The 17,404-nt window shown below is 71.2% G+C and carries 16 protein-coding genes and 1 pseudogene; 6 read left to right on the forward strand and 11 right to left on the reverse strand.

Annotated features, from left to right (window positions below; all coding sequences use genetic code 11):
- Window positions 1-8 precede the first annotated feature (8 nt).
- On the reverse strand, window positions 9-1,835 hold the full coding sequence (locus K7396_RS17235) for a SpoIIE family protein phosphatase (RefSeq protein ID WP_223660047.1): 1,827 nt from the start codon (window positions 1,833-1,835) through the stop codon (window positions 9-11).
- A gap of 298 nt (window positions 1,836-2,133) precedes the next feature.
- On the opposite strand from K7396_RS17235, the gene K7396_RS17240 reads away from it, so the two are divergent.
- Both K7396_RS17240 and K7396_RS17245 read left to right on the forward strand, forming a co-directional pair.
- The gene (locus K7396_RS17240) at window positions 2,134-6,438 is read left to right on the forward strand and encodes a HAMP domain-containing protein (RefSeq protein ID WP_373866929.1); all 4,305 of its coding nucleotides are present in this window, start codon (window positions 2,134-2,136) and stop codon (window positions 6,436-6,438) included.
- A complete protein-coding gene (locus tag K7396_RS17245) occupies window positions 6,435-7,307 on the forward strand; it encodes a response regulator (RefSeq protein WP_152104615.1) in 873 nt (290 codons plus the stop codon). The genes K7396_RS17240 and K7396_RS17245 overlap by 4 nt, the downstream gene beginning before the upstream one ends.
- 70 nt (window positions 7,308-7,377) lie before the next feature.
- On the opposite strand, the gene K7396_RS17250 is transcribed toward K7396_RS17245, so the two are convergent.
- From K7396_RS17250 to K7396_RS17265, 4 genes and pseudogenes are all read right to left on the reverse strand, one after another.
- Window positions 7,378-7,560, reverse strand: a complete 183-nt coding sequence (locus K7396_RS17250; RefSeq protein ID WP_170314279.1) for a hypothetical protein — start codon at window positions 7,558-7,560, stop codon at window positions 7,378-7,380.
- A gap of 295 nt (window positions 7,561-7,855) precedes the next feature.
- Window positions 7,856-8,281 (reverse strand): annotated as a pseudogene (locus tag K7396_RS17255) (Uma2 family endonuclease); the annotation flags it as partial.
- Window positions 8,282-8,313: 32 nt separating this feature from the next.
- On the reverse strand, window positions 8,314-9,273 hold the full coding sequence (locus K7396_RS17260) for a helix-turn-helix domain-containing protein (protein WP_373866921.1): 960 nt from the start codon (window positions 9,271-9,273) through the stop codon (window positions 8,314-8,316).
- 372 nt (window positions 9,274-9,645) lie between these two features.
- Window positions 9,646-10,062 (reverse strand): ATP-binding protein, encoded by a 417-nt coding sequence (locus K7396_RS17265; RefSeq protein ID WP_086720158.1) that lies wholly within the window; start codon window positions 10,060-10,062, stop codon window positions 9,646-9,648.
- A 111-nt stretch (window positions 10,063-10,173) separates the two neighbouring features.
- Here K7396_RS17265 and K7396_RS17270 point away from each other — a divergent pair, with 111 nt between their 5' ends.
- The gene (locus tag K7396_RS17270; protein WP_086720157.1) at window positions 10,174-11,022 is read left to right on the forward strand and encodes a helix-turn-helix domain-containing protein; all 849 of its coding nucleotides are present in this window, start codon (window positions 10,174-10,176) and stop codon (window positions 11,020-11,022) included.
- Window positions 11,019-11,231, forward strand: a complete 213-nt coding sequence (locus K7396_RS17275) for a DUF397 domain-containing protein (RefSeq protein WP_086720156.1) — start codon at window positions 11,019-11,021, stop codon at window positions 11,229-11,231. Before K7396_RS17270 ends, K7396_RS17275 begins: the two co-directional genes overlap by 4 nt.
- Before the next feature lie 32 nt (window positions 11,232-11,263).
- On the opposite strand, the gene K7396_RS17280 is transcribed toward K7396_RS17275, so the two are convergent.
- Complete coding sequence (locus K7396_RS17280) at window positions 11,264-11,623, reverse strand: hypothetical protein (protein ID WP_158101178.1); 360 nt, start codon at window positions 11,621-11,623, stop codon at window positions 11,264-11,266.
- Between the two features lie 58 nt (window positions 11,624-11,681).
- Between K7396_RS17280 and K7396_RS17285 the strand changes: the two genes are divergently transcribed.
- On the forward strand, window positions 11,682-11,849 hold the full coding sequence (locus tag K7396_RS17285) for a hypothetical protein (RefSeq protein ID WP_158101177.1): 168 nt from the start codon (window positions 11,682-11,684) through the stop codon (window positions 11,847-11,849).
- A 56-nt stretch (window positions 11,850-11,905) separates the two neighbouring features.
- Here K7396_RS17285 and K7396_RS17290 read toward each other — a convergent pair whose 3' ends face one another.
- Complete coding sequence (locus K7396_RS17290; protein WP_208629153.1) at window positions 11,906-12,313, reverse strand: RNHCP domain-containing protein; 408 nt, start codon at window positions 12,311-12,313, stop codon at window positions 11,906-11,908.
- 382 nt (window positions 12,314-12,695) lie between these two features.
- Complete coding sequence (locus K7396_RS17295; protein WP_086720154.1) at window positions 12,696-13,232, reverse strand: SigE family RNA polymerase sigma factor; 537 nt, start codon at window positions 13,230-13,232, stop codon at window positions 12,696-12,698.
- Between the two features lie 278 nt (window positions 13,233-13,510).
- On the opposite strand from K7396_RS17295, the gene K7396_RS17300 reads away from it, so the two are divergent.
- The gene (locus K7396_RS17300) at window positions 13,511-14,530 is read left to right on the forward strand and encodes an LAETG motif-containing sortase-dependent surface protein (protein WP_086720153.1); all 1,020 of its coding nucleotides are present in this window, start codon (window positions 13,511-13,513) and stop codon (window positions 14,528-14,530) included.
- A gap of 161 nt (window positions 14,531-14,691) precedes the next feature.
- Here the strand turns inward: K7396_RS17300 and K7396_RS17305 are convergent, their stop codons facing one another.
- From K7396_RS17305 to K7396_RS17315, 3 genes are read right to left on the reverse strand one after another with little or no spacing between them, the layout of a single operon-like run.
- Window positions 14,692-15,858: a lipid-transfer protein gene (locus K7396_RS17305; protein WP_086720152.1), complete on the reverse strand. Its 1,167-nt coding sequence runs from the start codon at window positions 15,856-15,858 to the stop codon at window positions 14,692-14,694.
- Window positions 15,855-16,319, reverse strand: coding sequence for a MaoC family dehydratase (locus tag K7396_RS17310; protein ID WP_223660050.1), 465 nt, complete (start codon window positions 16,317-16,319; stop codon window positions 15,855-15,857). The genes K7396_RS17305 and K7396_RS17310 overlap by 4 nt, the downstream gene beginning before the upstream one ends.
- Window positions 16,306-17,403, reverse strand: coding sequence for an acyl-CoA dehydrogenase family protein (locus tag K7396_RS17315; protein WP_152104612.1), 1,098 nt, complete (start codon window positions 17,401-17,403; stop codon window positions 16,306-16,308). The genes K7396_RS17310 and K7396_RS17315 overlap by 14 nt, the downstream gene beginning before the upstream one ends.
- Between the last annotated feature and the right edge of the window lies 1 nt (window position 17,404).

The following is a 17,404-nucleotide window of genomic DNA, read 5'->3' on the forward strand; positions in this document are numbered from 1 at the left end:
GGAGCGCGTCACGGGCGCCGGTCGGCCGCCGGGGTCACCGCCTGGAGGACCAGCACCGACAGATCGTCCTCGACGGGCCCGGTGCCGAAGTCGTGCGCGGCGCGCCGCACGTGTTCGGCGAGGGCCTTGGCGCCCAGCCCCATGCCGTCCCGCAGGACCTCGATCAGTCCGTCGTTGTCGTCCAACTGCCAGTTGCCGCACCGGCGTTCGGTGACCCCGTCGGTCACGCACAGCAGCGTCTCGCCCGGCGCGAGGACGAACGAGCTGGCGTGGAACTCGGTGCCCTCGTCGATGCCGAGCAGCATCTGCGGGTCGGAGGCCGCCTCCACGGTGCCGTCGACGAACATGTGCAGCGGCGGCGGGTGCCCGGCGGTGGCGACCGTGCAGCGGGCGCCGGGGACACCCGGATCGACCTCCAGCTCGCCGTACAGCAGGCTCAGGAAGCGGGAGGTGGCCTGCTCGCCGCCCATCTCCACCGCCTCCGCGCTCTCCTCGGCCATGGCCAGATTCAGCCGGCCGAGCACCGACTCGACGCCATGGCCCTCGCGCGCCAGCAGCCGCACCAGATGGCGCGCCAGACCGGTCACGGACATCGCCTCGGGGTCCTTGCCCTGTACGTCGCCGAGCAGGAAGCACCAGCGGCGCTCGCCCATCGGGAAGACGTCGTAGAAGTCGCCGCCGACGGTCTGTCCCTCGCCGTGCGGCTCGTAGACGATCGCCGTGTCGACGCCGACGATGCTGGCGAGCGTCGCGGGCAGCTGCCGGCGCTGGAGCGCCAGGCTGATCGTGGTCTGCCGGGTGTACTGGCGGGCGGTGTACACGGCCTGCGCGACCCGGCGCGCCACGTCCTCGACCATCCGCACCACGGTGTCGGTCATCTGGAGGTGGCCCGCGCGGCCGAGCAGCAGCATGCCCTGGTCGACGTCGCGGGCCACGAGGGGGAAGGCGAGTGCCGACCCGCCCGAGGGGGACGCGCCGGCGCATTCCGGCCAGGGCCAGGGGGTGCCGGCGGTGCGGATGATGTCGGACGGCGGGTCCCGTTCCAGTTCGTCGCGCAGCGGCGCGATCCGCCGCTCGTCGACGTGCCAGACCCGTGACAGCTGCACCCCGCCGCCCTCCGTGGTCAGCCAGATCGCACACCAGTCGGCGAGCCGCGGCACCAGCAGCTGGGCGGCGAGCGCGGTGACCATGTCCTGGTCGAGCTGCCCGGCCAGCAGCTCGCTGGTCTCGGCGAGGAAGGACGGGCCGCCGCGGTCGGCCCACTCGGCGGCGAAGCCGTGCGGGCGGCGGCGCGGGGCCACGGGGCGGACCGGGGCCACGGACGGCGCCGGCTCGCGCGACTCGCGCGAGGGCACGGCACGCGGGCGCAGCGGCTGGCCCTCGGTGGCCTCCAGCCGGAACCAGACGGTCTTCACGGCCCGCCGGTAGGTCACGCCCCATGCCTCGGCCAGCGCGCTCACCAGCTGGAGCCCGTATCCCGGCTCCCCGGTGCGGGCGTCGACCCCGCCGCGTACGCCCCGGGCGGGGTGCCGGTCGGAGACCTCGACGACCACGCCCACCCTGGCCGGGTGGCGCTCGCCGTTGCCCTCGGGGTCGGGCCCGCCGTGTTCCAGGCGGCAGGTGACGTCGATGTCGGTGCCGGCGTACATCACGGCGTTGGTGACCAGCTCGCTGGTGAGCAGGACGGCGTCGTGGATGAGTTCCGCGCTGATCGCGGCGGCGCCGGGCCCGGCCGTGGCGGAGGGTGCCGTGGCCCGCTCGGTGAGCAGGGCCCGCACGAACTTGCGGGCACCGGCGGCCGCGAGCTGGTTCGCGGGCAGCCCTTTCCGGGACACGGATTCCGTCGTGTGCGGGGAGGACAGCGATACCACTGCGCCCCCTGAATAAGCCGGGAAAAACTCATTACAAGCGCTTTATACTATGTCATACCTGACCAAATGGATCACCCTGCCCGACTGGCTCTCTCCGCTTCGATCACTGGGGGGATGGTGCGACATGGCGCTCGACCCGTCCCGGCCGGAGTCTGCTTCTCCGTCCCCGGAGCCTCCCGAGCCCACGGGGCCCCCGCAGCCCGTCTCCCCGCACGACGGGCAGTGGGTACGGACCAGTGAGCTGCGGCCACTGCTCGCGGCGATGAACGCGCTGCGCGACGGGGACTTCACCGCACGTGTCGACATTCCGCAGGACGGTTCCGCCGCGGACGGCGTGGTGGCCGACATGACGGGCGTCTTCAACCAGATCGTCGCCCGCAACGCCCACCTGGCCTCCGAGCTGCAGCGCGTACGCGGCGAGATCATCCGGCAGGGGCGGCTGGACGAGCGGATCTCCGCCAGCCCCGGCCAGGGGACCTGGACGACGAACATCGAGGCCGCCAACACCGTCCTCCAGGCGCTGGTGGTCCCGCTCGCCAAGGCGACCCGGGTGCTGGACGCGGTGGCCGACGGCGATCTGACCCAGCGGGTGGACCTGCACGACGGCAACCGCCAGCTCCGCGGCGATCTGCGCCGGCTGGGCAGCGGCGTGAACCGCATGGTCGACCAGCTGTCGCTGTTCACCGGCGAGGTCACCCGGGTCGCCCGCGAGGTCGGCACCGAGGGCCGGCTGGGCGGCCGGGCCAAGGTCCAGGGGCTCTCCGGCGACTGGCTCCATGTGACCGAGGCGGTCAACACCATGGCGTCGCGGCTGACCGCGCAGGTCCGCGACATCGCCGTGGTCACCACCGCGGTGGCCACCGGCGACCTGACCCAGCAGGTGACGGTCGAGGCGACCGGCGAGCTGCTGGAGCTGAAGCTCACCGTCAACAAGATGGTGGACCAGCTGCGGGCCTTCGCCGACGAGGTCACCCGGGTGGCCCGCGAGGTCGGCACCGAGGGCCAGCTCGGCGGCCGGGCGCAGGTCAGGGGCGTCTCCGGGGTCTGGAAGGACCTCACCGACAACGTCAACTTCATGGCGTCCAACCTGACCTGGCAGGTCCGCAACATCGCCCAGGTCACCACGGCCGTGGCCAACGGCGACCTGAGCCAGAAGATCACCGTGGACGCGCGGGGCGAGATCCTCGAACTGAAGTCGACGATCAACACGATGGTCGACCAGCTCTCCGCCTTCGCCGACGAGGTCACCCGCGTCGCCCGCGAGGTCGGCACCGAAGGCAGGCTGGGCGGCCGGGCCCAGGTCAGGGGCGTCTCCGGGGTCTGGCGGGACCTCACGGAGAGCGTGAACTTCATGGCGGACAACCTGACGTCCCAGGTCCGCAACATCGCTCTGGTCGCCACCGCCGTCGCGGAGGGCGACCTCGGCAAGACGATCACCGTCGAGGCCAAGGGCGAGATCCTCGAACTGAAGACGACGATCAACACGATGGTCGACCAGCTCTCCGCCTTCGCCGACGAGGTCACCCGCGTCGCCCGCGAGGTCGGCACCGAAGGCAACCTCGGCGGTCAGGCGCAGGTCAGGGACGTCTCCGGGGTCTGGAAGGACCTCACCGACAACGTCAACTTCATGGCCCTCAACCTGACCTCCCAGGTCCGCAACATCGCCCAGGTCACCACGGCCGTGGCCAACGGCGACCTGTCGAAGAAGATCGACGTGGACGCCCGCGGCGAGATCCTGGAGCTGAAGGAGACCGTCAACACGATGGTCCAGCAGCTGCGGGCGTTCGCCGACGAGGTCACGCGGGTGGCACGCGAGGTCGGCACCGAGGGCAGGCTCGGCGGCCGCGCCCAGGTCCACGGCGTCTCCGGCGTCTGGAAGAACCTCACCGACAACGTCAACTTCATGGCCGACAACCTGACCTCCCAGGTCCGCAACATCGCCCAGGTCGCGACCGCCGTCGCCAAGGGCGACCTGTCGAAGAAGATCGACGTGGACGCCCGCGGCGAGATCCTCGAACTGAAGACGACCATCAACACGATGGTCGACACCCTGTCGTCGTTCTCGTCCGAGGTGACCCGGGTGGCCCGCGAGGTCGGCAGCGAGGGCCAGCTCGGCGGCCAGGCCCGGGTCGAGGGCGTCTACGGCACCTGGAAGCGGCTGACCACCAGCGTCAACGAGCTGGCGCTGAACCTGACCACGCAGGTCCGCGCGATCGCCGAGGTGGCCAGCGCCGTCACCCAGGGCGACATGTCCGGCTCGATCACCGTGGACGCGCAGGGCGAGGTCGCGGCCCTGAAGAACAACGTCAACCTGATGGTCGCCAACCTCCGCGAGACCACCCGCGCCAAGGACTGGCTGGAGTCCAACCTCGCCCGTATCGCCAGCCTGATGCAGGGCCACCGCGACCTGGTCGAGGTCGCCGACCTGATCCTGCGCGAGCTGACCCCGCTGGTGAACGCGCAGTTCGGCGCGTTCTTCCTGGCCGAGGCGGGCGCCGAACCGGGCGAGGGCCTGGAGCTGATCGCCGGCTACGGCACCGGCCAGCCCGAGGGCCGCCGCTCCCTGCCACGGCTGCGCCTGGGCACCCCCGGCTGGGGGCTGATCACCCAGTCCGCCATGGAGAAGAAGCGCATCGTCGTCGACGCCGTCCCGCCCGACTACATCACCATCAGCTCCGGGCTCGGCGCCGCCGCCCCGGCCAGCATCGTGATCCTCCCGGTGCTCTTCGAGGACCAGGTGCTCGGCGTGATCGAGCTGGCTTCCTTCAGCCGGTTCAGCGAGGTCCACCTCGCCTTCATCGACCAGTTCGTGAACACCATCGGCGTCTCGATCAACACCATCATCGCCAACTCCCGTACCGAGTCGCTGCTGTCGGAGTCCCAGCGGCTGACCGCCGAGCTGCGCCAGCGCTCCGACGAACTCCAGCTCACCAACGCCGAGTTGGAGGAGAAGGCGGCGCTCCTGGCCACTTCCTCGCAGTACAAGTCGGAGTTCCTGGCGAACATGTCGCACGAGCTGCGCACCCCGCTGAACTCCCTGCTGGTGCTCTCCCGCCTCCTCGCCGACAATCCCGACGGCCGGCTCTCCACCCAGGAGGTCGAGTTCGCCGTCACCATCCACCGCGCCGGCTCCGACCTGCTCCAGCTCATCAACGACATCCTCGACCTGTCGAAGATCGAGGCCGGCCGGATGGACGTGCACCCCAAGGCCCTGCCGCTGATCAAGCTGCTCGACTACGTCCGCGCCACCTTCCGGCCGCTCACCGTCGACCGCGGCCTCACCTTCGACGTCACGGTCGGCGACGACGTCCCCAAGGAACTCTTCTCCGACGAACAGCGCCTCCAGCAGATCCTGCGCAACCTCCTGTCCAACGCCGTGAAGTTCACCTCCTCGGGAAGCGTGGAGCTCATCGTCCAGCGCGTACCGGGCACGGACTTCGAGGAGGACTCCCTGCGCACCGCCGACGACGTCATCGCCCTCTCCGTGAAGGACACCGGCATCGGCATCTCCCCGGAGAAGCTCGACGGCATCTTCGAGGCGTTCCAGCAGTCCGACGGCACCACCAACCGCAAATACGGCGGCACCGGCCTGGGCCTGTCCATCAGCCGCGACATGGCCGCGCTGCTCGGCGGCCGGATCATCGCCGAGAGCGAGCCGGGCGTCGGCTCGACCTTCACCCTGTACGTGCCCGCCCGCTACACCGGCCCGTTCCCCGCGCCGAGCCCCACCGCGGCGACCCGCCCCGCGGACAGCACCGCGCAGGCCGGACCCGCCCGCCCCGTCCTGGCCGAACAGCTCACGGCCACGCCCGCGCCCGCGAGCACCCCCCGCAGCTCGCCGCAGCCGTCCGGCGACGTCTTTCCCGCCGCGGAGGAGCACGAACCGGCCCCGCACCTGGGCGCCGCCCCCTCCCCCGACGGCGGCGACGTCACCTGGCCCGAGACCACCCGCCTCAAGGACTGGCTCAGCGGACGCCCCGGCGAGGTGCTGGCCGACCGCCGCATCCTCATCGTCGACGACGACATCCGCAACGTCTTCGCGCTCACGCACGTACTGGGCCGGGTCGGCATCAGCGTCAAGTACGCCGAGAACGGCCGCGAGGGCCTGGAGGTCCTCGACCGGACGCCGGACGTCTCGCTGGTGCTGATGGACATCATGATGCCCGAAATGGATGGTTACGAGATGATCAAGGCGATCCGTCAAGCACCCCGGTTCGCGGACCTGCCGGTCATCGCGCTCACCGCGAAGGCCATGCCGGGAGACCGCGAAAAGGCGATCGAGAGCGGGGCCAACGACTACATCCCCAAGCCAGTGGACGTGGACCGTCTGCTGACCGTGATCTGCGGGCTCCTGGACCCGCAGGACGAGAGTCCGGGGGCCGGCGGCGATTGCGGCGGGCTCGCCGACAGCGACGGGCCGGAGGGCGGCGACGGGTCGGAGGGCAGCGACGGGTCCGGGAGCGGCGACGGGGCAGGGGATCCCGGCGGGTCCGGTGATCCCGGCGACTCCGGTGGCCTGAGCGGCTCCGGTGACGACGGCCAGGACGCGACGGGGGAACCCTCATGAGCACACCGGACACCTCGTCCAGCATCCTCATCGTCGACGACATGGAGGAGAACCTCGTCGCGCTGGAAGCCGTCCTGGGCTCGCTCGCCCAGAAAGTGGTGCGGGCGCGCTCCGGTGAAGAGGCCCTCAAGGCCATGCTCCGCGAGGAGTTCGCGGTCGTCCTCATCGATGTGCTGATGCCGGGCATGAACGGCTTCGAGACCGCCGCCAACATCAAGGGCCTGGACCAGACGAAGGACGTCCCGATCATCCTCCTCACCGGCGCCTCGGTCGACCCGAACTACGCCTACCGCGGCTACACGGTCGGCGCGGCGGACTTCCTCATCAAGCCGTTCGACCCCTGGCTGCTGCGCACCAAGGTGAACGTCTTCCTCGACCTCCACCGCAAGAACCGCCAACTGGCCGCCCAGGCGGAGCAGTTGAAACGCCTGCTGACCTCGGAGGATCAGCCCGGGAGCGAGAGCTGGCCGCCCGGCGCGACCGCCCCGGTGGCCACCAGTACCGACACCGCCGCCGCCCCCGCGGCCTCGCCGCCGCCCGCGACGGCCGCTCCGGCCCCGGCTCCCCCGGCGGGCGGCGGTCAGGCCCAGCAGCCGCCGCCGGGGCCGCCGATGGATCAGCCGGTCGGGCAGCCGCACCCGCCCCAGCCCCCGGAGGGCCCCGGCGCCCCCGCACCTCCCGAGCCGCCCCCGCAGCCCTCGGCGGCGCCCGCCGGTGACGCCGCCCGCCTCGCGGAGATCGCCGGCCAGCTCGCCGAGGTGGAACTCCTCCTGCGCGACGCGAAGGGCGCCGACAAGGAGCGCCTGGCCGACCGCATCACCGAACTGGAGGAAGCGGTGGGGAGGTTGATGGTGGCCCGGGGGACCTGAGGCAACGCCGGCTCCGGTACAGGCACCGGCCCGACGCCGGCGCCGACGCCGACGCCGACGCCGACGAACGTCAGACTTCCCAGTTTCCCCGGGTGCTCTTTCCGCGAGGCCCCGGCACCTTGTCGACGGTAAAGGCGAAAATTCCCGCCAGGAGGAGCATCGCCAGATACTGGGCCCAGATGGCGCCGTCGAGCACCCGGTCCGCGACGATCACCACGCCGGCCCAGAGAACAGTGAATGCCGTCTTGGCCATCAGTGAAATTCCCCGATTCAACTTCATTACACGGCGCAGGCATTGGTCAGATGCCGCGCCACCTTTTGCTACGCAAAAAAAAGACTAGCCGGTATGGGCTCCGGGAAGCCCCGTTTAGCCGATCTTGAGCATGACGATGTCGTGAAACTCGTGTGGACGGTGGTTCTTCGTACTTCCGCCGACTGATACGCAATGTCCCCATATCTGAGTGCGGGGAACGGCCTCCCGAACGAGGCCGGCGACCGCCCGCCCCGGCCTGCGGTGGGACCGCGCAGCGCCGCCATCAGCGGCGCCACTAGGCATAACGCGGCAGATCCCGCGTCGCGATGGTCCACTCCCCGATGGTCACGTCCTCGCCGTACACGAATTCCTTACGCGTCGCATAACGGGGTCCGGACGGCGTCGGATGGATGTCGGTGAAGACCGCTCCGGATCCGGTACGTGGGTCAAAGATCACATACACGGGAACGCCCAGGAGCGGATAGTCCCGCATCTTGCTCACCCAGTCGTTGTCCGGGTTCGAGCGGGAAACCACTTCGATGGCGGCGACGAGTGCGCGCGGGTCGAACGACCCCTCTACTTCCATGTCCGCCTCGGCGATCACCATCACATCCGGATGGCGCAGGATGCCCTCGGCCTGGTTTTCCACATCGGGCGTTCCCGTGTGTGCCACCAGTTCGTCCGGCATCACCTTCTCCAGGCGCTTCCGGACGCGTGCCGCCGAAGTGCCGGACGGAGCCCCTCGGCTTGTTTCTATGTCGCGCCCTGCTCCGGCGCCGGGTGGCGGCAGTCGCGGCAGCGGCCCGGGGCCGGGGCGCGGAAGGCGCGCTCGCAGCCGTCGCAGGTCTGGAGCGGCGGTGGGGCAGCGGGTTCGGGGCCAGGCGGCGGGGGTGCCGTGGGGAGGGGCGGGGGGAGGTGTTCCGCGAGACGGTGGGCGAACAGGGACGCCGGGTGGCGCAGGGCGGTGGGGAGGCCGGTTGTCAGGGCGCTGCGCACGGCCTCCGGGGAGGCCCCGCGTTCCAGCCAGGCGGCGACGGGCGGGGCGAGTCGACGGATCTCCCGTACGGAGAGCAGCAGACGGGGATCGTCGTGGCGGAGGTTCGCGAGGAGGGCGGCGGCCCGGGTGTGGTGTGCGTGGGTCGTGGGCTCCGGGAGCCGAGGTGCGGAGGATGGCTGCCGGGGTGCGGAGGAGGACCGCCGGCTTGCGGAAGACGGCTGCCGGGGTGCGGGCAACGGTTGCCGGGGTGTGCGGGACGGCTGTGGCGAGGGTGCGGGACGGGGCGGTTGCCCTACGGGCGCCGGGGCCGGGGGCTGGGTCGGAACCGGGGCCGGGGCCTGGGTCCGCGCAGGTGGGGGCGGTTCGACCGCCGTGCGGCGTTTGGCCTGCTCGGCGGCCTCGCGGGCGCGGCGGGCGCGGGTGGCCTCCGGGTTGTTGTACGAGAGCGTGACCGTGACCATCCGCCCGTCCTCGGTGCGCTGCCGGACGCGTTCGAGGTAGCCGTACGCCTCCAACTCCCTCAAGGCGGCGGCGATCCGGTCCCGCCCCTCGGGGAAGCGGCGCGCCAGCGTACGGATGTCGGCCGGCGCCCCCTCGGGCAGCGACTGGATGTGGGCGGCGAGCCCGATCGCCAGGCCGGACAGGGACCGGTGCTGGGCGAGGTGGTTGCCGACGATGGTGTAGCCGGGGTCCTGATACTCGGTCACTTTGTGCACGCCGGAAGGGGATCGGCGAATCCTGTGCCGGGCGCGGTCAGGCGCATTAAGCTGCTTCTCAGCCATCAGGAAGGTCTCGTCTTCCTCGTTGGTCAGGCCCTCGTTCGGGATTGCCGTCCCGGCCGGGGGCCGTCGCATGTGCGGGTTTCTGGTTCGTCGTTACCGAGAGTGCAGGCACGAGGACCCCGGAGGCGAGCCTTCCGGTCGTGGATCACCCGAGCGAGTGACGACCGGGGTGCACCGGGGCAGGGTCCGGCTGGGTGGGAGTGGTTTCTCTACCTGGGGTTATGGATCTTTTACGAGCCGAAACCCCGACGCTCAGCAGACCGACGCCCGGTTCTCCGGGCGCCGGTTGACGGGCCACCGAGCACCTCACCGCCCCCACATCGGAAGGTCGAACTCCGCCCAGACCGTCTTGCACGGGAACGGTCCCTGCCGGGTGCCCCACCGGTCGGCGAGCGCCTCGACGAGGACCAGCCCGCGACCGCCCGATTCCCATGTCCCTGACACCTGCGGCACCGGGAGCCGGTCACCGCACGCGTCCGTCACCTCGATGCGGAGCGTGTCCGCGTCGGCCAGGACGGCGAGGCGGAAGTCCCGTCCCGGTACGCACCCGTGCGTAGCCGCGTTCGCGGCGAGCTCGGCGATCACCTGAGCGGGCGATTCGAACGGCACGCCCCAGGACCGGAGCTGCTCGGTGGCGAGCAGCCAGGCGAGACGAGCGCCCCGGCGGGTGGCGGAGAGCTGAACCTTGAACTGCAGCTTGTGCTCGGCGTTTTCCTCATTCATGTCACTCAGCGTGGTCGGGCGTGCTTACGCTGAATAGTGATGACGCCAGTACTCATGGTGATGTCCACGGGTTGTCCAGAGGCGTCCCCGCTGTCCAGGAGGTGGAAGTGGATGCATGTTGACGCTGCGGAAGACGGGGGTTGGGAACTCGATCCGGAAGACGACGCCCAGGCGGCTGTGGAGACGGTCGGACGCCAGCTCAAAATGTGGCGGGAGGCGTCGGGACTCCGCGCGGCGGAGTTCGGGGCGGCCATCGGGTACGGCGAGAACCTGATCTACAAGATCGAGCGTGGTGTGCGCATCCCGCGCCCCGAGTACCTCGAAAAGGCCGATGAAGCCCTGGGCGCGGGCGGCAAGATCGCGGCGATGAAGAAGGACGTGGAGCAGGCCCGGTACCCGAAGAAGGTGCGGGACCTGACGCGATGGGAGGCCGAGGCGGTCGAGCTGGGCGCCTACGGCAGCCACAACTTGCATGGGCTGTTGCAGACCGAGGAGTACGCACGGGCGCTGTTCGAGATGCGACGGCCCGCCTGGTCACAAGACAAAGTCGACCGCGAGGTGGCGGCACGAGTAACTCGAAGGTCGATCTTCGAGCGCACGCCAGCCCCTGCCCTCACGTTCGTCCAGGAAGAGGTGACGCTTCGCCGCCCCATCGGAGGCACAATGGTTCTGCGTCGGCAGCTCGAACGGATGTTGGATGTGGGCCAGTTGCGGAACGTCGAGATTCAGGTGATGCCGACGAACCGCGAAGACCACGCAGGAATGGGCGGCAGGATCCATCTGCTGAAGTTCGGGGACAGCTCGGTCGTGGGCCATTCCGAGGGGCAATTCGGCAGTCGCCCGGTCTCCCACCCGAAGGAGATCCAAGTCCTTGAGCTGCGCTACGGGATCAACCGGGCCCAGGCTCTCACGCCCCAGGAGTCATTGGCCTTCATCGAGAAAGTGCTGGGAGAGACATGACCCTCAAGCCCTCTGCGGTGAACGCTTCCGAGCTGAAGTGGACCAAGAGCAGCTACAGCGGCGACAGTGACAGCAACGAGTGTGTCGAGGTCGCCGCCGTCCAAGGCACCATCCACATCCGCGACTCCAAGAACCCCCACGGCCCGCAGCTCCACCTCCAGCCGTCCGCCTGGGCCGACTTCGTCTCGTACGCCGCTGCCGCGCGCTGACGATCGTCAGAGGGCCTCGGGGGGGGGACGAGTCACGGCGTGACCGGCTCCGACACGGTCGTTCTGCTGCCGCCCGGCGTCCCCCACGACGGCAGGAGGCCGCTGCCGTCCCGCACGCGCACCCCACTCGTGTGATCCGCTGCTTCAAGTCCCACGGCCTGCTGCCGCACGCAGACCTGACCGGCAGGCGTGCCCTTCTCCGGGACGAGCGGCGTCACGCGAGGGTCACGCCGGATCAATGCCAGGGTCATGGCATGCCTTTCACCGTGGATGTAACCACATCCCATCAACTCAAGAGCAGGCTTCATGACGACGAACATCCGGAATCGACTTCCCCACGTGATCGGCGCGTCTGTCCTGGTCGTCGCACTCACGGGAACGGTGAGCGCCATAGACGCGATGAGTTCTGAGACAGCGTCCCAAGCGCAGGCTTCGTCGTCGGCACCTGAGGTGAACTGCAAGTTCCGTATCGAGCTGGGCAAGGTCGTCGCGTTCCCGAGGGGCTGCAGGCTGCCCGGTGGTGGAGGAATCAGCGCCACCCTCGACGGCGGCCTCACAGCCGTCACCACCATGAACACCGCCGCCCGCAGCACCGGGGCCACCACCGGCGGTCGGTGAGGCGAGCCGCGCCACGACCGGAGCGGCCCCCGCCGTGGGCGGGAGCCGCGGGGGCGTCAGCGGTGTGCCTGGCGCCGGTTGGTGTGGCCGGCTTCGTGGTGGCCGGAGCGCATGAGGGCGAGGACGGTGTCGAGGTCGTCGCCCTGGTGCGGGTCGTCGGCCATGCGGTTGCGGGTGCGGGTGCCGCAGCCGGTGCACCGATGGACGATCATGTAGCCCTTGGCGGAGTGGTGCTCGACTGCGACCGGGCGCATCAGCGCGCGGCAGTCGTTGGCACGGTCTCCGGGCGAGAGGTCCACGTGCAGCGAATGCAGGCAGTGCGAGCAGTGGTTGCGGTAGCTTCCGTTCACCAATGGCGCGACCGCCTCACCGCAGTTTCCGCAGGTGAAGCCGGTGTTTTCGGTTGTTCTGCTGATGCTGCTGCTCCTCAGCGAGTCGAAGGGATCTTCAACTCGGAGGCGCAGGGTTCCGTTCGTTCTCCCCCTGCCGGAGCAGGGGTCGCGGGCTTGACCGGGGAGTGACGCGGTTCACCGCCGCGCTGAGGCGGGCGATTACTTCCGGCTCCAGCTTCACCGGAGTGCGCTTGCGGCTCCGGATCCGGACCACGACCGGGTTTGTGTGTTTGTCCCGGCCACTGTCACGCGGGGGTGCCACGTGCCGCCGGTAGGTGTCCGTCCGGTCTCACCGCCGTCGGCGTCGTCCCCCGTCAGGCAGCGTCAGCAGCGGCATGCACGATCGTGATCACGCCACCTCCTTGATCTGCTGGTTCCCCGTGGCCTGTCGGTACGGCCCCGGAGGCTCTCTCCAGCGTATGCGCCGGCCCGTGGTCGCGCGGAGGGGCGCTGGTCAGGCCCAGAGCATCCCCAGTTCCGGGTCCTCGCGGAGTTTGGCCAGGGCGCGGGAGACGGCGCTCTTGACCGTGCCGATGGAGACCTCCATGACCTCGGCGGTCTGGGCCTCGCTCAGGTCCTCGTAGTACCTGAGGACGACCATGGCCCGCTGGCGGGCGGGCAGGCGCATCACCGCGCGCCACATCGCGTCACGCATGCCCTGGAGTTCGGCCGGGTCGGGCGCGGGCAGCGGGTCGGGCTCCGGCAGCTCGTCGACGGCGAATTCCTCGACCTTGCGCTTGCGCCACTGGGAGGTGCGGGTGTTGATGAGCGCGCGGCGGACGTAGCCGTCCAGGGCGCGGTGGTCCTCGATGCGGTCCCAGGCCACGAAGGTCTTGGCCAGGGCGGTTTGGAGGAGATCCTCGGCGTCGTTCGGGTTGGCGGACAGCGACCGCGCGGTGCGCAGCAGGACCGGCCCCCGGGCCCGTACATAGGACGAGAATGTCGGGAACACAGCGGCGGTCGAAGCGCTTGTGCACACTGGCGTGGTCATGTGGACCACGCTAGGAGCGAGGATCGTCGCGCGGATCGCCCCAGGGTGCCGAAGCGCTATCCGACTCAAGTTGTACGGGTGGGGCCGCTTCCACCTCCTCTGGGGGGACGGGCCCTAGCACTCCCCTGAGTTCCCCTGAGTTCCTTTCTGCGGGTCGAGAGCGGATCTTCCGGTGGGCAACCTTCTGACCGGTTCGCGGGTCACGTACCCGATCATGCGCGTCGCACCGCGCACGCCGCCGCTCGTGGCGGCCGTCCGACTTCGTACGAAGGGCCTCGATGAAGCTTCACCCCGTTCTGGCGACCGCAGCCGTCACGGCTGTACTCGGCCCCCTGGCGCTGCTGTCGGCTCCTGGCGCCTACGCGGCGGGCGGGGCGCCCGCGGCCGCCGGAAGCCAGCCGGCGGCCGCCGCCACCGCGTCGGCATCGGCATCGGCGTCGGCGTCGGCATCGGCGTCGTCCCCGGCCGCAGCAGCCGGGGCGGCCGCCTCCGGGGCGTCGGCCAAGCCGGGTGCCGAGCCGTCCCCCACCTACACCCGCCCGACCTTCTGCTCGGGGATACCCGACGAGGACCGCGGCAAGACGGGGCTGCGCGGACTCCCGAGCAAGATCGTCGCGGGCTCCGGCTGGCACGGGTTCACCTACCGCGTCACCAATGTCTCCAAGATCAAGGTGATGGAGACCGATGTCTCCCTCATGCTCGGCACCGCCGACCCGAAGCTCAAGGACGTCGCCCAACTGGCCGTCACGGTCCAGTGGTTCAACCCGGCGACCGGCAAGTGGAAGCCGGTCGAGGGCGAGGGCGCCGAGTTCCGCGACAACGACGAGTTCGCCACCGTCAAGAGCCTGAAGCCGGGCGAGTACGCGGACGCCAAGATGCGCATCAAGATCGGCGGAAAGGCGAAGGCGGGGACCGGCTACTTCTTCACCATCGGCCACTCGTACGGCGAGGACGGCCAGTGCGGCTTCGACAAGATCAGCCAGTTCAACTTCACGGTCCTGCCCGCCGGCAGCCGGCCCGGCAAGGTCTCGGACGCCAAGGGGCGGCCCGGTGAGCCGGGCAAGGCCGTCCCGCCGGCGAACGGCGGCGGGCGGGGCGCGACCGCTCCGCCGGCGAAGACCGCGCACCACCTCTCGCCCCAGGGCACCCTCGACGAACTCCCGGTCACCGGCAGGCTCGCCGAGACGGGGTCCTCCGACGCGCTGCCGACCGTCGCCGCGGCCGGCGCCGCGGCCGTCCTCGCGGGCGTCGGCACCGTACTCGTCGTGCGGCGTCGCAGGGCCGGGTCCGCGCAGTAGGGACCAGTAGGGGCCCGTAGGCCAGTAGGGACAGTAGGGGCCCGTAGGGGGCAGCGTCGGCAGGCGGTCGGGGCGGTGCGGGGTGGGGTCGGTGCCCGGCCGGACCGGTGCCGGGTCGGGGCGGTACCCGGTCGGGCCAGTCCCCGGTCCGGCCGTCTGCCTCAGCCGTCCGCGCCGAGGATCAGCCCCGAGGTCGGCACCCCCGTACCGGCCGTGACCAGGACATGGGCGGGGGTGCCCGCCTGGTTGACGGAGGTGCCGCGGAGCTGGCGGACGGCCTCGGCGATGCCGTTCATGCCGTGCAGGTACGCCTCGCCGAGCTGGCCGCCGTGGGTGTTCAGGGGGAGGGCGTCCGCGGCGACGAAGTCCGACGCCTCGCCGGGGGCGCAGAAGCCGAACTCCTCCAGCTGCATCAGCACGAACGGGGTGAAGTGGTCGTAGAGGATCGCCACGCCGATGTCGGCGGGGGCGAGACCGGCGGTGCGCCAGAGCTGCCGGGCGACCACGTTCATCTCGGGGAGGCCGGTCAGGTCGTCGCGGTAGAAGCTGGTCATCTGCTCCTGGGCGCGGCCCGCGCCCTGCGCCGCGGCCGTGATCAGCGCCGGCGGCCGGGGCAGCGCGCGGGCCCGCTCGGGCGAGGTCACCACGATCGCCTGGGCGCCGTCCGTCTCCTGGCAGCAGTCCAGCAGCCGCAGCGGCTCCACGATCCAGCGGGAGGCGGCGTGGTCGGCGAGGGTGATGGGCTTGCCGTGGAAGTACGCGGCCGGGTTGCGGGCGGCGTGGCGCCGGTCGGTGACCGCGACCGGGCCGAAGGCGTCCGGGGTCAGGCCGTAGGTGTGGAGGTAGCGCTGCGCGGCCATGGCGACCCAGGAGGCGGGGGTGAGCAGGCCGAAGGGGAGGTTCCAGCCGAGGGCCGCGCCCTCCGCGGTGGGCTCGCGCTGCTGGACGCCGGAGCCGAAGCGGCGGCCCGAGCGCTCGTTGAACGCGCGGTAGCAGACGACGACTTCGGCGAGGCCGGCGGCGACGGCGAGAGCCGCCTGCTGGACGGTGGCGCAGGCCGCGCCGCCCCCGTAGTGGACCCGGGAGAAGAAGGACAGCTCACCGATCCCGGCCGCCTGCGCGACGGTGATCTCGGGGTTGGTGTCCATGGTGAAGGTGACCAGGCCGTCGACGTCCGCAGGGCTCAGCCCGGCGTCGTCGAGGGCGGCGCGCACGGCCTCGACGGCGAGCTTCAGTTCGCTGCGGCCGGAGTCCTTGGAGAACTCGGTCGCGCCGATGCCGGCGATGGCGGCCCGGCCGCCGAGGGAGTCGGGGCGGTGGACGCTCATGCCGTGCCCTCCGGGAGGCTGACGGTCACCGTGCCGGTGACGTGGTGGCCCAGGCCGTTCGCGCCGACGATCCGCACCACCGCCGTCCCGTCCGCCACCTCGGTGATCGTGCCGCTCAACACCAGCGTGTCGCCGGGGTAGTTGGGGGCGCCGAGGCGGATGGCGACCTTGCGCAGGGTGCAGCGCGGCCCGAAGTGGTCGGTGAGGTAGCGGCCGACGAGTCCGTTGGTGGTGAGGATGTTCATGAAGATCTCCGGGGAGCCCTTCTGCCGGGCGGCCTCGGGGTCGTGGTGCACGTCCTGGTAGTCACGGGAGGCGATCGCCCCGGCGACGATCAGGGTGCGGGTGACGGGGATGGTGAGCGTCGGCAGCTCGTCACCGGGCTTGGGCTCGTCACCGGGCTTGGGCTCGTCAGCGAGCTTCGGCTCGTCACCGGGCTTCGGCTCGTCACCGGGCTTCATCGGGGCTCCTTTCGCCGGCATCCGGGTGCCTTCCGGTCGTGAGCAACTCGCCCAGTTCGTCGAGGACTTCGCCGCCCGCGCCCAGATAGCCGGCCACTTGCCGGCCCCACAGGAAGTGGCGGTGGACGGGGTGGTCGAGGTCGGCGCCGATGCCGCCGTGCAGATGCTGACCGCTGTGCACCACGCGGGTGCCGGCCTCGGCCGCCCACCAGGCGGCGGTCAGCGCGTGCGGTCCGGCGTCCAGGCCCGCGTCCCGGCGCCAGGCCGCCTCGTAGGCGGTGACACGGATCGCCTCGGTGTCCATGTGGGCATCGGCGGCGCGCAGTTGTACGCCCTGGTTCGCGGCGAGCGGGCGGCCGAACTGCTCGCGGGTGGTGGTGTGGGACACCGCACGGGCCAGCGAACCGGCGCAGACCCCGGCCTGGAGCCCGGCGAAGGCGGTACGGGCGAGGGCCAGGGTGTCCGCGTAGGGGTCGGGGGCGGGGCCGGGGTTGGCGATCGTCTCGGCGGGGGCGTCCTCCAGGGTGAGCCGGCCCGCCGACCAGGGGGCGGTGGTCTCGACCGGGTCGCGCCGCACCCCCGGGGCGTCGGTGCGTACGAGCCACAGCGTCCGCGTCGTACCGTCCGGCACCAGGACGTGGGTGGCCTCGCGCAGCCACGGCACCACCGGGACGGTGCCGGTCAGCCGCCCGGTCCCGTCCGCGGCCCGCTCGCTCCGTACGCCGCCGCGCCGCGCCGGAAACGCCCCGGTCGCGACCGCCTCGCCGTCCCGCAGCGGCGGCAGCAGCCGCGCCCGCTGTTCCGGGCTGCCGTGCGCGCCGATCGCCAGCAGCCCGTACACACAGGTCGCCGCGAACGGCACCTGCGCCGTCGTCCGCCCCTGCTCCTCCAGCATCAGCACGAGCCCGAGCAGGCCGGTCTCCTCCGCCGCGCCCGGCAGACCGGCCGCGCACAGCGCCTTCCACAGCGCGGCGTCCGTGCCGGTGCCGCAGGTGGCGAGGCGCTCGGGCGTGGACAGGTCGCCGAATATCCGGGCCGCCAGCTCGCGGGCCGCCGTCTGCTCCGGTGTGGGCGTGAAGTCCATC

This window comes from Streptomyces angustmyceticus (assembly GCF_019933235.1).
In the GTDB taxonomy this organism is placed as follows: domain Bacteria; phylum Actinomycetota; class Actinomycetes; order Streptomycetales; family Streptomycetaceae; genus Streptomyces; species Streptomyces angustmyceticus.